At 60.3% G+C, this 15,224-nt stretch carries 15 protein-coding genes and 1 pseudogene; 6 read left to right on the top strand and 10 right to left on the bottom strand.

What is annotated here, in order from left to right:
- Positions 1-5: 5 nt before the first annotated feature.
- From M0D69_RS06935 to M0D69_RS06925, 3 genes are all read left to right on the top strand, one after another.
- Positions 6-1,157, top strand: a complete 1,152-nt coding sequence (locus M0D69_RS06935; protein WP_301781313.1) for a CmpA/NrtA family ABC transporter substrate-binding protein — start codon at positions 6-8, stop codon at positions 1,155-1,157.
- 299 nt (positions 1,158-1,456) lie between these two features.
- Positions 1,457-2,764, top strand: coding sequence for a YihY/virulence factor BrkB family protein (locus M0D69_RS06930; RefSeq protein WP_301781312.1), 1,308 nt, complete (start codon positions 1,457-1,459; stop codon positions 2,762-2,764).
- A 602-nt stretch (positions 2,765-3,366) separates the two neighbouring features.
- Positions 3,367-4,548, top strand: coding sequence for a porin (locus M0D69_RS06925; RefSeq protein ID WP_301781311.1), 1,182 nt, complete (start codon positions 3,367-3,369; stop codon positions 4,546-4,548).
- A gap of 271 nt (positions 4,549-4,819) precedes the next feature.
- Here M0D69_RS06925 and M0D69_RS06920 read toward each other — a convergent pair whose 3' ends face one another.
- The 9 genes and pseudogenes from M0D69_RS06920 to M0D69_RS06880 all read right to left on the bottom strand — a co-directional run.
- Positions 4,820-5,692, bottom strand: a complete 873-nt coding sequence (locus tag M0D69_RS06920) for a proteasome-type protease (RefSeq protein ID WP_301781310.1) — start codon at positions 5,690-5,692, stop codon at positions 4,820-4,822.
- A 252-nt stretch (positions 5,693-5,944) separates the two neighbouring features.
- A complete protein-coding gene (locus tag M0D69_RS06915) occupies positions 5,945-6,742 on the bottom strand; it encodes a transglutaminase family protein (RefSeq protein ID WP_301781309.1) in 798 nt (265 codons plus the stop codon).
- A gap of 24 nt (positions 6,743-6,766) precedes the next feature.
- Positions 6,767-7,720, bottom strand: a complete 954-nt coding sequence (locus tag M0D69_RS06910; RefSeq protein ID WP_301781361.1) for an alpha-E domain-containing protein — start codon at positions 7,718-7,720, stop codon at positions 6,767-6,769.
- A gap of 92 nt (positions 7,721-7,812) precedes the next feature.
- The gene (locus M0D69_RS06905) at positions 7,813-9,219 is read right to left on the bottom strand and encodes a circularly permuted type 2 ATP-grasp protein (protein WP_301781308.1); all 1,407 of its coding nucleotides are present in this window, start codon (positions 9,217-9,219) and stop codon (positions 7,813-7,815) included.
- Between the two features lie 515 nt (positions 9,220-9,734).
- Entirely contained in the window at positions 9,735-10,082 is a 348-nt protein-coding gene (locus M0D69_RS06900) for a hypothetical protein (protein ID WP_301781307.1), read from the bottom strand.
- Positions 10,083-10,500: 418 nt separating this feature from the next.
- Positions 10,501-10,971: an HU family DNA-binding protein gene (locus M0D69_RS06895; protein ID WP_301781306.1), complete on the bottom strand. Its 471-nt coding sequence runs from the start codon at positions 10,969-10,971 to the stop codon at positions 10,501-10,503.
- Between the two features lie 154 nt (positions 10,972-11,125).
- Entirely contained in the window at positions 11,126-11,389 is a 264-nt protein-coding gene (locus tag M0D69_RS06890) for a hypothetical protein (protein ID WP_301781305.1), read from the bottom strand.
- 25 nt (positions 11,390-11,414) lie between these two features.
- Positions 11,415-11,636 (bottom strand): hypothetical protein, encoded by a 222-nt coding sequence (locus M0D69_RS06885; protein WP_301781366.1) that lies wholly within the window; start codon positions 11,634-11,636, stop codon positions 11,415-11,417.
- Between the two features lie 20 nt (positions 11,637-11,656).
- Positions 11,657-11,863 (bottom strand): annotated as a pseudogene (locus tag M0D69_RS06880) (hypothetical protein); the annotation flags it as partial.
- Positions 11,864-12,064: 201 nt separating this feature from the next.
- Between M0D69_RS06880 and M0D69_RS06875 the strand changes: the two are divergent.
- The 3 genes from M0D69_RS06875 (at position 12,065) to M0D69_RS06865 (ending at position 13,592) form a co-directional block, all read left to right on the top strand.
- Positions 12,065-12,688, top strand: coding sequence for a LysE family translocator (locus M0D69_RS06875; protein WP_122180202.1), 624 nt, complete (start codon positions 12,065-12,067; stop codon positions 12,686-12,688).
- A 324-nt stretch (positions 12,689-13,012) separates the two neighbouring features.
- Positions 13,013-13,177: a hypothetical protein gene (locus M0D69_RS06870; protein ID WP_160312493.1), complete on the top strand. Its 165-nt coding sequence runs from the start codon at positions 13,013-13,015 to the stop codon at positions 13,175-13,177.
- Between the two features lie 253 nt (positions 13,178-13,430).
- Positions 13,431-13,592, top strand: a complete 162-nt coding sequence (locus tag M0D69_RS06865; RefSeq protein WP_031363615.1) for a DUF1328 family protein — start codon at positions 13,431-13,433, stop codon at positions 13,590-13,592.
- A gap of 134 nt (positions 13,593-13,726) precedes the next feature.
- Here the strand turns inward: M0D69_RS06865 and M0D69_RS06860 are convergent, their stop codons facing one another.
- Positions 13,727-15,136: a PLP-dependent aminotransferase family protein gene (locus M0D69_RS06860; protein ID WP_301781304.1), complete on the bottom strand. Its 1,410-nt coding sequence runs from the start codon at positions 15,134-15,136 to the stop codon at positions 13,727-13,729.
- Positions 15,137-15,224: the final 88 nt, after the last annotated feature.

Raw genomic sequence — 15,224 nt, 5'->3', positions numbered from 1 at the left:
ATAACATGAATACGCCCAAAGCTGCTTCACGCAGCCTCGCCGACAAGCCCGAGAAAACCCACGTCCGTCTTGGTTTCGTGGCGCTGAGCGATGCCGCCCCGCTGGCCGCTGCCAAGATCCTCGAGTTCGGGCATAGCCACGGGCTGACGTTGGAACTGTGCCGGCAACCGTCCTGGGCAGCCGTGCGCGACAAGCTTTTGTCCGGCGAGATCGACGCGGCGCACGCGCTTTATGGCCTCGTGTATGGCGTGCAACTGGGCATCGGCGGACCGCAGGGTGACATGGCCGTGCTGATGGTGCTGAACCGCAATGGCCAGGCAATCACGCTGTCGAATCCGCTTGCCGAGGCGTTTAACGAAAGCGGAAATTTGAAGGAGGCGCTTGCCTCGCTCGGCCGCCCTCCTGTCTTCGCGCAGACCTTTCCGACCGGCACGCACGCGATGTGGTTGTATTACTGGCTCGCAGCTCTTGGCGTGCATCCGTTGCGCGACATTCGCAGCATCGTGATTCCGCCGCCGCAAATGGTCGATGCGCTCGCCGAGGGCCAGCTCGACGGCCTGTGTGTCGGCGAGCCGTGGAACGCGGTTGCCGAGGCGCGTCAGGCGGGACGGACCGTAGCGGTCACGAGCGAGATCTGGCCGAACCATCCGGAAAAAGTCCTTGCCAGCCGGCGCGATTTCGTGGAGCTTTATCCCAACACGGCACGCGCGCTGGTCCAGACCATGCTCGAAGCGTGCCGTTGGCTCGACAGCCCCGCGCATCGTGCCGACATCTCCACGTGGCTCGCGGCGCCCGAGTTGATCGGCGTGCCGCAGGAGCTGATCGCGCCGCGACTGCTCGGCGACTATGACGTTGCGCAATTCCCCAAACGGCCATTACCCGTCAGCTTCTTCGATGAAGGCGCAGTCAACTATCCACGCCCGTCCGATGGCCTGTGGTTCCTCACGCAATATCGCCGATGGGGTTTGCTGAGCGGCGATCACGACGACGCCGCGATTGCATCGGCAATCAGCCAGACGGCGCTGTATCGCGAGGCTGCCGCGTTAGCGGACGTTCGCGTGCCGGACGAGATTCGCGCCGACGTGCTGATCGATGGACGAATCTGGGACGGACGAGATTCGGCCGCCTATCTCGACGGGTTCGCTGTACGCGCCTGACTACGCCACGGCCACGTTCGCTCTGCCTGCTGCTTGGCGCGCCGGCTTCCGCGCGCCGATTGAAAACGAGGTGTAGATCAAACTCGACGATTGGTGACGAAAGTGCGGAAAGTGCGCTCCACAGGCATCCAAACGGCCTATGAGCCCGCTTTTCATTGCCAAGATGCGATGGGATGACGGATGCTTCATGGTCTTGATACGCGATGGTTTCATCGAAGGCTTGCCGGCCGTGGAACGCATCGTGCTCGGACGGATTTCAAACCGTCAGGATCATTACCACCATCGAAGTTGAGGTTGCCATGAGCACGTTGTCCAGCGAGAAAATTCAGGCCGCTGTGAAAAAGGACGCGTCCTGGGCGATGGGCGCACTCAGGAAATTCGGCGAGGACCGCTGTGCGGCAATGGCCGCGAGCATTGCGTTCTACTCGGCGTTTTCGCTCGCGCCAACGCTGGTCATGGTGATCGCGGTGGCCGGCTGGGTGTTCGGGGCCGACGCGGCGCGCGGCCAGCTGTTCCACCACGTCAACGGCCTCCTCGGCGATCAGGCCGCGGCGAGCGTGCAGAGCATTGTCGAGAATGCACACCGCAGCGGCGGCACCGGGGTGGCCGCCGTGATCTCGTTCGTGTTGCTGGCCGTGGGTGCATCGGCGACATTTTCATCGCTCAACACCGCGCTGAACCTCGTGTGGCCACTTGGCGGCGAGCAGAAATCGAGCGTTTTCGCATTGGTGCGGGTGCGGCTGATCTCGTTCGGCCTGGTGCTGGGCGTGGCGTTCCTGCTGATCGTCTCGCTAGTCCTCGACACCGCTATCCAGGCCGTTGGCAAATGGCTTTGGGGCGATTCGTCGCTCGTGATCATCGGCGACGTCGTGCAACTGGTGGTGGGACTGGTGGTTCTCTCGCTCGCGTTCGGCGCACTCCTGAAGTTCCTCCCCGACGCCCGGGTGCAATGGCGCGACGCGCTGGTGGGCGGGGTTGTCGCTGCGATCTTGTTTTCCGTCGGCAAAAAGCTGTTTGCGTTCTACCTGACGCACGCCGGTACGGCGAATTCGTTCGGCGCCGCAGGTTCACTCGCGGTGTTGCTGATGTGGTTATTCTTCTCCGCGGCGGTGCTGCTGCTTGGCGCGGAGTTTTCAGCGGCGCGAGCGCGCTTGCACGATCCACGCGGGGCGTGGGGCCAGCAGCGTGGCAGGGTTCCTCCAGGCAGCCGCGCCAAGATTGGATCGATGCTGGCAGGCTCGACGATCGCCTCAGCCGCAGCCGATGCAGCCAGCGGAGGGGCGGTGAAGGCCTTCACCGTGGTGCCTGGACGTGCGCGGGCGTCGATTGAACGACGCGCTGAGCACTCTCAGCACCTGACGGCGCAAGCACGCAAAAGGGTGTCGGCGTTGAGCACCGCATTGAATCTGAGCCGCAAGCTGGCCCGCGCGGAGACGGCCGCGACGCGGGTGACCGCGCTGGCCATGCTCGATTGCGGGCGCAAGGCGGTACGGGCAAATGATCTGGTGAAAAGGCATCCGTGGCGCGCGGTATTGCTGGCCGGAGGCGCGGGTTTGGCGCTCGCGCTGTTGTCGGGACGCGACCAGCCGCCACCAAACGACGAGTAAGGCAGGATCCGGCCGTGTTTTACGGCGCTGGTGCGGTGCAAAACATGGCCGCTTTTCATGTCAAAAACTTGACTTTTTGAAAACCTCATTTAGCCGGTCACGGCGCAAGCGCGGTGCAGGTTTGTTGCGCTGGCTGCACAAATCAGGTCTATTCCCGAGCAATCGTGTCGCTTAAGTACAACGCAATCCATGCAGTTCACGACAGCCATCGCTCGTCGGATCCGCTAATCCGCTCGTACGCGCAAACCCTTGCCGCGCCGCGCGCAGCGCTTCTCTCAGGCGGCAAAAGGCCTTCCTCATGGACGCCCGCAGTGTACCCGGCGTTATAGCGCCGAATTAGTAAAAAACTAATAAAAATCACCCGTTCCAGCAAAACCAAAAGCATTAAAAGGAACTTTTATCGATCGCCTTTGTCGTGGCACTTTCACTAGATGAATCAAGGGCCAAAGCCTTGACAGGCTTGCCTTACAAGACAACCCGCCGCGTTGCAAAAAGTGTCTTATTTTTGAGACAGGTTTTAATTTTTCAGTTCTTAAGTTTTGTAACGCTGCGTTATTCTCTGCGCCGGCAACAACGAATTTAATCCTAGCGTGGAGAACCTGATGAAACGTTTCGCACTGACTTCCCTTTCGCTGGCACTGCTCGGCACAGCTGGCGCGGCTCACGCGCAAAACAGCGTGACCCTGTATGGCGTGATCGATACCGGTCTCATTTATGTTCACAACGCGAACGGCAACCAGAAGCAGATCGGCACGAATAGCGGCACCCTGTCCGGCGATCGCTGGGGCCTGAAAGGCCAGGAAGATCTGGGCGGCGGTTTGAAGGCAATTTTCCAATTGGAAAACGGCTTTGACGTCAACACAGGCAAGTTGAACCAAGGTGGTCGCGAATTTGGTCGCCAGGCATTCGTCGGCTTGACGTCTGACAAGCTCGGTACGGTCACGCTCGGTCGTCAATACGATCCGCTCGTCGACATGGTGCAAGGCATCACGGGTGACAACTACTGGGCGTCGATCGTCGGTACGCCGGGTGACGTCGACAACTACGACAACAGCTCGCGTGTAAACAACGCTGTGAAGTACGTTTCGCCGAACTATGCCGGCCTGCAATTCGAAGGCATGTATGGTTTCAGCAACGGCGCTGGCACGACGGGTCAAGGCCAGACGTGGAGCGGTGCAGTTGCGTATAACAACGGCCCGTTGGGCTTGGCTGCCGGTTACTACTACACAAGCAACCCGAGCGCAGGCCGTACGGCTGCAGCTGGATCGAACTGGAATAGCCCGTCGTCAGATTCGATCTTCGACAGCCCGATCAACAATGGCTACTCGTCGGCTCACTCGATCGGCATCGCTCGTGCAGCAGCTCAGTACGCTATCGGCCCGGTAACGTTCGGCGGTTCGTACAGCAATGCGAAGTACCGTCCGGACGGCTTCTCGGCATACACGTCGACAGAGACGTACAACGTCGGCAGCGTGTTCGCGAACTACCAGCTTACGCCGGCGCTCCTGATCGGTACAGGCTACACGTACGAGAAAGCTAGTGGCGACACGGCTGCCAAGTACCATCAAGTCGGTATCGGTGCGGACTACACGCTGTCCAAGCGTACGGATTTCTACGCACTTGGTGCTTACCAGCACGCAAGCGGCACGCAAGCTACGTACGTCACGAATGGCGGCGTAACAACTCGCGTAACGCAAGACGCGCAAGCATCGATCGGTTCGTTCGGCTTCGCTGGTACGAGCACGCAAGAAATGGTGATCGTCGGTATCCGTCACAAGTTCTAAAGCTGAATCCGGCGCGCGGCATTTCACCGCTCAGCGCGCCGATTTCGACTTCGGTTCAAAAACAGCCGTCGGCTTCATCGATGGCTGTTTTTTTATGCGCGCCGGAAAACGGTCACCGGGTTGCTGCGATGACATTTTGAAAAGCAAAAACAGAAACGGCCCAATCGGCGTAAGCCGATTGGGCCGTTTCTGTTTTATTCAGGCCACCTATCTCATCGAGCCCACGGCATCCGACAGCGGGCTTTTAAACGTCCACGACATCGGAACCCGATCAATGCTGCCCTCGCCCGCTTTCCGTCGGCTGCATCAGCGTCTGAAACGGCGGCGCTGACGTATCGGGTTCGGCGCGCAGATCATTGTTGGTCAAGCGCGGCACGTTCGACACCGTTTCGCGCTCCCGCAGCGGCACGTTGGCGGGATCGGCCCAGGTCGGATTCGGAATCTCGCCGAAAATCTGCCGCAGCCTTTCACCCCAGGTGCGATGAATCATCTGGAAATACTGGTTGTCGTTGTCGATTGTGGAGAAGCGCGTGACCCGCAGCGAGTCCTTTTCATATACGAGCAGATCGAGTGGCAATCCGACTGACAAATTCGAACGCAGCGTGGAGTCCATGGACACCAGCGCGCATTTCGCGACTTCGTCCAGCGGCGTGGCGGGCGTGACGACACGATCGATGATCGGTTTGCCATATTTCGATTCGCCGATCTGGAAATACGGGCTCACCAGCGACGACTCCACGAAGTTGCCCGCGGAGTAAATCATGAACAAGCGCGTATTCGCTCCGCGGATCTGGCCGCCGAGGATAAAGCTGCAATTGAAGTCGACGCTGAATTCCGCGAGCGTAGCCGCATCTCGCCGATGTACTTCCCGCACCGCGTCGCCCACCAGCCGCGCCGCTTCCGCCATGGTGGGCGCGTTGTACAGCGTGGTTTTGTCTTCGGGCGCCGGTTCCGACAGCAGTTGCATGACTGCCTGCGTCAGGGCGAGATTGCCCGCTGCGAGCAGCACGAGGACGCGGTCGCCCGGCTGTTCGAAGACCGCCATCTTGCGGGCTGCGCTCACATGGTCGACCCCGGCATTCGTGCGTGTATCGGACAGGAACACCAGTCCCTCGTCAACGCGCATTGCCACGCAATAAGTCATGCGTCCAATTCCTGAAAGAAGCAAATTCGTATTGTAATCGCTGTAATCGCTGTAATCGCCTTGATCGTCATGATCTCGGCGAGGCGCCATAACCGCGCCGCATTCCGCTCGCCGTTCTGCCCGCCGTTTGGTCTCAGGCGCTCCAAACACGGCCGCCCCAGCTCAGCTCCAATATATATCGGCGGATGGGGCGTGGGGCTTGAATGTCACAGTATCGGACGATGCACGGACGAGCACGGGCGCAGCGAACTGTTACTGGTCGGCCGCTGCCTGCACCGAAACATCCACGCTCATGCGCTCTTCCTTGCCGCCCACGCGCGAACCGCGCACGGGCGCGGCCGCTTCGTAGTCGCGCGCAACCGCGAGCCGGCAATACCGGCCGCTGGCGAACGCCGCGTGCGTGACGTCCACCGACACCCATCCGTCGTCGATCCACACATCCACCCACGCGTGGCTCGCGGCATGCGGAACATCACCCGGATCGATATATCCGCTCACGTAACGTGCCGGCAGCCCCCGCGCGCGGCAGCACGCCAGCATGATATGCGCGTGGTCCTGGCACACGCCGTTGCCGAGCTCCAGCGCCTGCGCAGCGGTGCTCTTGACTTCGGTTACGCCCGTTTTGAATTGCACCCTGGCTTCGATATTCTCCGCCAGCGCAATCAGCGCCGACGGTGAATCGAGCTTGGGCACCGAGTTCGCCAGTTCGCGGATCGCGGCGTCCGGTTCGGTCAGAGCGGTCGCACAGGTGTAATGCTGGAGCGGAATCCGGCCGGGACCGTCGTTCAGGCGGCCGTCGTCGAGCAACGTGGTTTCCACCTGGCCAGTGACGGAAAGGTGAATCTCCATGTGGGGTTTCGTCAGCACCAGCGTATGCAGCGTATTGGCGTAGGCGTCGCGCGTGACGTCGAGCTTGCCCACGGTATCGATATTCCAGCGCCGCACCATCTGCGCCGACCCGTTGGCGGGGGTCAAGCGCAGTTGCTGGATGGAGTACTGCACGGGCACGGCGTAGCGGTAGCTCGTGTGATGACGAATGGTCAGAAGCATGATGTTTTCCCAGGACGGATGCGTTCAGGCAAGAGGCAACATGAGGAAGGTGCGCATCACGCGAACACCGAGCTCGTCGACCCGTTTCAGGAATTGCGTCAGATAGGCGTGCACGCCGGTTTCAAGGATCTGGCGGATATCCATGTACAGCACGTCCGCACGCAACTTGCCGGCGAACCGCTCACACTCGTTCGAGCCGCTGGTTCGCAGCTTGTCGAGCGTCGCGCAGACGCCATCCAGCGACGCCAGCAGCGAGCGCGGCATCTGTGAATTGAGGATCAGCAGCTCCACTACCCGCGACGGCGTCACGACATCGCGATAAACCTTCCGGTAGATTTCAAGCGCCGACACCGAACTCAGGATCGAGGTCCAGTAGTAGAAGTCTTCCAGTTGACGCGCGGCTTCACGCGAGTTCGGTTCGGCATCGGCGAAACGCACGTCGAGAATGCGCGCCGTGTTGTCCGCCCGCTCCAGGTACATGCCGAGCTGGATGAACCAGAAGGCGTCATCCTGAAGCGCCGTGCCGACCATCACGCCGCGACACAGATTCGAGCGGTACTTGACCCATTCGAACAGCATGTCCGGGCTCTTTTCGAGCTCTCCCGCGGCGAGTTTTTCGCCGAATTCGAGCCACGTGAAATTGATGGTCTCCCACGCCTCCGTGGTCAGGGTGCCGCGCACGGCGCGCGCGTTTTCGCGGGCCGCATGCAGGCAGGAATTAATGCTCGACGGATTGCCGGTGTCGGCGACCATGAAGTGCAGCATGTCGTCGCGCGAATCCGAGCCCGGGAAGCGCTCCTCAAACTTCGATTCGAGTTCCGAAATACGGAGTACCGAGCGTTGTGCGCGCGCGGCGTGCTCGGGCGTCTGCGGCAGTAGCATGCCCTTCAGGTTGATATCGAGCATGCGTGCAGTATTTTCCGCACGCTCCATGTAGCGAGCCATCCAGAAAAGGTGATCGGCTGTGCGGCTTAGCATCATGATGGCGTTCCGTTGTAGTGTGGCGCGCGCGGGCGCTGCGCTTGAAACCGCGCCCGTGCATACTGTCCCGATGGTGTCCCGGTGGGCGCTTAGTCCACCATCCAGGTGTCTTTCGTGCCGCCGCCCTGCGACGAATTCACGACCAGCGAACCCTCCTTCAACGCCACGCGAGTCAGGCCGCCTGCGGCCATCGTCACTTCCTTGCCCGACAACACGAACGGCCGCAAGTCGATATGGCGCGGCGCAATACCCGATTCCACGAAGGTCGGGCACGCGGAGAGCGCCAGCGTTGGCTGGGCGATATAACCATCCGGCCGCGCGATCAGGCGTTCGCGAAACGCCTCGATTTCCGCTTTCGTCGATGCCGGCCCGACCAGCATGCCGTAACCGCCCGCACCGTGAACCTCCTTCACGACCAGCTCGGGAAGATGCGCGAGCGTGTAGGCGAGATCGTCGGGCTTGCGGCACTGGAATGTAGGCACGTTGTTCAGGATCGGCGTTTCGCCGAGATAGAACTCGATCATGTCCGGGACGAACGGATAGATGGATTTGTCGTCGGCGATACCCGTACCCATCGCGTTGGCCAATGCCACACGGCCGGCGCGATACGACGTCAGCAGCCCCGGCACGCCGAGAGCCGAATCCGCGCGGAATGCGAGCGGGTCCATGAAGTCGTCGTCCAGCCTTCGATAGATCACATCGACGCGCTTCGGCCCTTGCGTCGTGCGCATGAACACGTAGTTTTCATCGACGAAAAGATCCTTGCCCTCGACCAGTTCCACGCCCATTTGCTGCGCGAGGAAGGAGTGCTCGAAGTACGCCGAGTTGTACATGCCGGGCGTGAGCACAACCACGTTGGGGTCATCTACGCCGGCCGGGGCGATCGAGCGCAGCGTTTCGAGCAGCAGGTCGGGATAATGCGCGACCGGCGCGATGCGGTTCTGCACGAACAACTCGGGGAAGAGCCGCATCATCATCTTGCGGTTTTCGAGCATGTACGACACGCCCGACGGCACGCGGAGGTTGTCCTCCAGCACGTAGAACTCGCCAGCGTCGCCCGCGCGCACCACGTCCACGCCGGCAACGTGCGCGTACACATCGAGCGGCACATCCACGCCTTGCATCTCGGGACGGTATTGCGCGTTCGTGTACACCTGTTCGGCGGGAATCTTGCCTGCCCGGACGATGTCGTGATCGTGGTAGACGTCGCGGATGAACATGTTCAGCGCACGCACCCTCTGCCGGAGGCCGGCTTCGAGCTTGCGCCATTCGTCGCCAGGGATGATGCGCGGAATCATGTCGAACGGAATCAGACGTTCGGTGCCTGACAGATCGCCGTTCACGGCAAACGTGATGCCGACACGCCTGAACAGCAGATCGGCTTCCGCGCGCTTGCGCTCGATGGTTTCGGGGCTTTGAGTAGAAAGCCACCGGGAGAAGCGTGCGTAGTGCGCCCGCACGGTTTCCTCGTGACGCATTTCGTCGTAGATCTGCATCTGTGCGTCCTTTTTAATCGCGGCCTGAGGCCGCCTTTGCGTGGAAGTGCTGACTCGATACCGCTCATCAAGCCGGGCCACGCCTTGTCCGACGCTTAGGTAGTTTCAGTATCTACAATTAAGCAACAGACGTGCCATTTTTTTACTACTTGTTTTTCCTCATTGTTTTGGCGGGCTTGATGGCATTTTGCTTCAAATGAGTGCGGGGTGGGGAGCGGTGTGGCTGATAGGGCTTGGGGGACGCTCGTTTTTGGTGCAGTGGGGGCGTTCGCGCCGGTGGACAGGGTTGTGGTTTGGGCTTGGCAGCGAGTGGGGGCTTCTAGTCGCGGTTTTGCTGCTGCTTGCTGCAGCGGGCCACTCAGGTTCAAATCCGATTTTTAGTTTTCATTGGTCCGTGTTCGGGACGAGCCTTTCCGGTTCGGTGGTTTGGGGCGGTGCCGGGTTGCTTTCGGCCTTCGCGGTCTGCGTGAGTTGGCTGTTCTCTTAGACACTACTAGCCGCTGTGCGTGGCTGCCTCAGGCCGGCACGGCCTGCTGCATGGTCTGGCCTATTGTGCGTGCGGCGTTGTAGTTCGGGTTCAACGGCGTCACGTGCTCGGAATTGTGCGTCATGTTCGCCCGCGTGAGCTCGACAATGGACGCCGTGGCCAGCGAGATTTCAATCGATCCCGCGACCTTGCGGAACATGGTGAAGAGCGCCGAAGCGGCCGCATTCTCCGATGCTTTCAGCGTCAAGTAAGCCAGCGTGGTGATCGGCCCGAACAGGAACGCGATGGCGATTGCTTGCGAACTTCGCATGATCGCCAGCGTCTTGACGCCGATGTTCGGCACCCGGTGATGTGTATAAAACAACTTTCCGCTCAATCTTTTCGTCGGCGTCCCAATCGACGAACTGCGAGGCCGCTCACGCGAATCCCGCACAACGCGATCAGCTCATCGCGCGCTTCGGCACCACGTTCTCCCCTCGCCTCCTTTGCGCAATCCAGCACTTCGATTCACGCATCGTCGACTATGAAGCGAGCTGCCAAAGCAAACCGGGGCCATCGACGATTATCCTCAAAGGTTAGGCCTGACCAGGACCGCGCGATACGCTTTGCATTTAGCTGCGCGCACGATCCGAACCTCTATGTACACGTCATCCAACACGCTTGAACGCCGTTGATATCCAGTCCCGCGCACACAAAAAAATGGCCGGTTTCCTCGCGGAAACCGGCCATTTTTTTCGACTACGGTTCACCCACACACCTGCGCTGCCATAGTCCTGCGATGCTTTTCCGTCAGCTTAGGCTGCGGCATCCTTCAACTTCTTCAACGCACGTGCCTTGATGCGCACGCTCGCCGGCTTCGCTGCGAACCAACGGTCTTCACCCGAGAACGGATCCTTGCCGAAGCGCTTCTTCTTGGCCGGAACCACTTGCGCCGAAATCTTCAAGAGGCCCGACAGCGTGAACTCGCCCGCGCCCTTCTTATGCACGGCGCCGAGGATGGTGTCCTCGAGTGCCGACAGAACAGCCTTCACCGCTTTCACGTCGACAGTCGCACGGTCCGCCAGATGCGCGGCGAGCGATGCCTTCGTGAACGTGTCCTTGATCGGCGACAGCGTTGCCGTCGTCTTCACCGCTGCTTTCTTCGCCACAGTAGCCGGTGTCGATGCAGCCTTCTTGGCAGCGACTTTCTTGACGGGTGCTGCTGCAGTCTTCGTTGCAGCTTTGGTCGCAACTTTCTTGGCGGCGGTTTTTGCGGAAGTCGGCATGTTTCTCCTACCTGTTGAGGTCAGTGTTTTTAGAATACGGCTGCGTGGGTGCATCCGTATCAACGCGGGATTCTACAAGCGCCGTTGAGCTTCGTGCGAGTCTTTTTGTGTTTTTAACCTGTCTTTTAAGGGGGTTTCGTTACAAGCGTCATTTTTATAGCGACATGGATTGCGCCGCGATCAACGGATCGTGATCAGACGCCGCCCATGCAAACGGACTTCGATGCACGTCGACGCACACAAGACGCTCGCCCGGATGCAGTCCAAAGCGAACAACAGATAGCGTATGGGGAAGGTCCGCGGAGCATGCGCGATAAAAATGCGAGACCGGTCGGCGTAACGCACGTCCATCGATAAGCCACTCGTTAAGGTCGCCGAGAAAGATCACCGGTATGGTCGGTGTATCGAAACGTTGCAACACTTGCTCGACCTGAGCACGTCTTTCACCTAGTCCCAACCCCAGATGCGAGCTTGCCGTCGAGATCGACCGAGCCATGTACGTTGTATGTCGCGATCAATAGCGTGATGAGTACGGATATCACTGCAGCCAGCACGTAAGCCAACGCGATCGCGAGCGGCAACGCATCGATCGCTGCGTTCATGCTTTGCCGTGCGTATCGGCATCCTTGAGCAATCGATGCAGCCGTACGCGTCCGCACGGCCATCGCCATCGCCTTCGGCGCATGAGTTTCACGCGGCTGTCGATATCCCGGCCGAGGATAAACACCGTTCGTGGCGCTCGCGTGATCGCTTCACGCACCATACGAAAATAACGAGCGCTATCGATCAGCAGACTAAAACGATCAGCATGCCGAACGCTGTCGCAATTACGGTCCGGTTGAAAAAACGCTTCAGATTTGAACGGATTCACCGCACGCGAACGGAACGAGATGCTGGATGAATCGTGCCGATAAAGCCAGGGTCCACAAAACGACTTTTGCAAACGTCGAACCCGACCACGCTGCGCAAAACCCGCCCCCACCGTACAGGAAATGATCCGCCTATCTGTACCGGTACTGTACAGATAGCATCTCATACACTGACGCTACCGAATCTATCGGTCCGTTCTTGTTCTTGGCTCTTGGGAAACACCATGCATCTCGACACTGCCGCCTTACTGACCGCACTCCCGGCCGCGGTGCTGTTCGCACTCGTCACCACGATCACGCCCGGTCCGAACAACACCATGCTGCTTGCATCGGGTGTGAACTTCGGCTTGCGCCGCACGGTGCCGCACATACTCGGCATTAGCGTGGGCGTGGCGATCCTGATGGTGCTCGTCGGTCTCGGCGTGGCGCAGGCGTTTGCGCGTTTCACGTGGGCTTACACGGTGCTTGAAACCGCCAGCGTTGCCTACTTGTTGTATCTCGCGTGGAAGATCGCGACATCGTCGACCATGCAGGTTCGTGACGGCGAACGCAGGCCCATGCGTTTCATTGAAGCTGCCGCGTTTCAGTGGATCAATCCGAAGGCATGGATGATGGTGCTCACAGCCGCTACTACCATCCATCTGCATTCGAGTTTTTCGCTGAACGCTGTCTTGATGGCGATGGTGTTCATCGTGATCGGATTGCCGTGCATTACGATCTGGGCCGCGTTCGGCACATCGATGCGCCGCTTGCTCACGCAACCGCGCTGGCTGCGTGTTTTCAACTGGACAATGGCCACGCTGCTGGTGCTGTCTTTGTATCCGATCGTAGAGCGCGCAATCGCGTGATGGAGATACCTGCGGACGTACCAGCGACGTACCAGCGCACGTACTGGCGTAATTGCATAATCAGTGCCGCGAGCGTTGCATTGCGGGCGGTGTGATTTAACAATCCGCGCATTCAGATCCAGCCTATTTTTTTGTAGGCGGCGCATACTGGTTCTTGCCTGCCGTCGCGCAAAATATGCAGCCTGATTGCAACTTTGGCCGTAAAAAGCGGCAAGAAATGCGCACACTCCGTTATCCGGGGGATCGACAGGCATGTATGGAGCTTGCTGCCCGATCAACTCGCGCCATGTTGGCGCGGCTTTGAAATCTCCCAAGGAGTACGCCATGTCTGGAGCAAACCGGCCGTCCGGTCCCGCAACACGCAAGTCCCTTGATCTCGCGGATCAAATCGAACGCGATGAACTCGAGAACAACCTGCCGGACGCGCTAAATCACGCCGACGAAGACGACCTCGACGACGAACCCGACACCGGCAAGCCCCGCCGATAACATTTTTCTCCCTTTTTCCCGCGCCTCCGGGCGCGTCATTCAAGGCCGCACTCGCGCAACGCAGTGCGGCTTTTTTGCAGGTGGATGTTTTGAGCCCTATTTACGGATATCGAGCGCCTTGGGCACGGCGGTTGCTCTAAGTTCGGTCGCCGTAGAAGACGTTTGGCATAGCGGCACAGTCAGGCAGACAAGGCGGCGGGGCGTCAAGCCAGCACGCAAACCAAACCGATAATCGACCCCTTTGGAGGGCTTCATGCTTCGATACGCTGTCATCTTTTTCATCATCGCGATCATCGCGGCGTTTTTTGGTTTCGGCGGTATCGCGAGCGGTGCAACCGAAATCGCGAAGATCCTGTTCTTCATCTTCATCGTGATCTTCCTGGCAACGTTGCTGCTCGGCGTATTCCGGCGATGAAGCACGCGTCCGGGGATTGAGACGACCCGCGGGCACCACTGGATCGGATAAAAAAAGCGCGAGCATGCTCGCGCTTTTTTATGTTTGTTCTTCGGAGCTGAAGCCAACCACACGATTGCTCCCAGAGTGCTTGGTTAGCGTCCCATCCACTTTTCGACAAACCCCCACAACGCGTCGTCGGTGGAATACGGCACGTTGAAGCGAAACCAGTCGCTCGCCGCGTCTGCGGGGCGGAAATACGAACCGGGCGCAAGCCAGATGCCGTCCTCCAGCGCCTGCGTCGCCAGTTCGTTCGCCTGCTCCGGTTCGACCGGCAGCCGCGCCCATAGAAACAACCCCGCGCGCGGCCGATGAAACACCTCCAGCCCGAGCGCATTCATGCGGTCTTCCACTTGCACATGCGCGTCTCTCAGCTTCTCGGTCACGGCTTCCACGTGGCGCGCATACCGCCCTTCGGTCAGCACCTTTTCAACAATGCGTTCCGTCGCCGCCGATGAAGTCAGGCCCACCGCCATCTTCGTACGCGCCAGTTCGCGCAGCACGTCACGCTCGGCGACCACGTAACCGCTGCGCAACCCTGGCGTGATCGTCTTCGAAAAACCGCCGACATACAGCACGCGGTTCAGTCCTTCCATCGCCGCCAGCAGCGGCGCGCCGGCGGGCGCGAGTTCGCGGCTCACATCGTCCTCCACGACCCACAAGCCGTGGCGTTCGGCAATCTGCAGCAGGCGAAACGCCGCCGCCATGCCGAAGGTCGCACCGGTCGGGTTTTGCAGCGTCGTGTTGAGGAAGATGGCCTTGGGCTTGTGTTCGATCACCAGCCGCTCAAGCACGTCGTTGTCGATACCCGCGGGCGTGCGCGGCACGCCCAGCACGATCAGGCCGCCGAGTTGAAGGATCTGCAGCAAGTTGCAATAACCCGGATCTTCGACAATGACCGTATCGCCGGGACGCAGCAGCGTGCGCACGATCAGGTCGAGCGCCTGCGTGGCCCCGGCGGTCAGCAACACGTTCGTGGCGGGATCAGCGGGCAGTCCGTGGCGATCCAGTTGCTCGGCAATCCGCTCGCGCAACGGCGCAAAACCGTACGGGTGCCCGTAGTCGGCCATGCGTGCAGCCGGCACGCGGCTGATCGCGCGCAACGCATGATGCAGGCCGCCTTCGTTGACCCATTCGTTGGGCAGCCAGCCGCAGCCGGCCTTGATCGGCACGGAATGATCGGCGAATACGTCGGACAGGAGCCAGGTCGCGGTGAGGCTCGGCGGTTGCCACGCCACGGCGCGCTTGTGGGCTGCCTGGGCCCGCGCCGCCACGCGATACCCCGAGCCGCGCCGCGCGACCACGAGCCCCATGGACACAAGACGTCCATATGCTTCCGTTACCGTGAAGGTGCTTAGCCGCTCGGCCTGCGCGAGCTGGCGCACCGAGGGCAGCAACGCGCCCGCACGCAGCGCCTGCTGCTCGATGGCGCCCGAAAACGCCCGCACGAGTTGTTCGACGAGCGTGGCTTGCGCGCGGTCACGGTCCAGTTGAAGTTCGATCATGAGTCGTCGGAAGGAGGATCATCGGGTTAGCTGGCCAAGCATAAGACCAATACAGTTTGCACCATTTTGCCAGCACGGTTCTCTGCGT

It is taken from the genome of Caballeronia sp. SEWSISQ10-4 2 (assembly GCF_030464885.1).
Classification (GTDB): Bacteria; Pseudomonadota; Gammaproteobacteria; order Burkholderiales; family Burkholderiaceae; genus Caballeronia.
The sequence above is the reverse complement of the archived record's forward strand: the minus strand, read 5'-3'. Positions and strand labels throughout refer to the sequence as shown.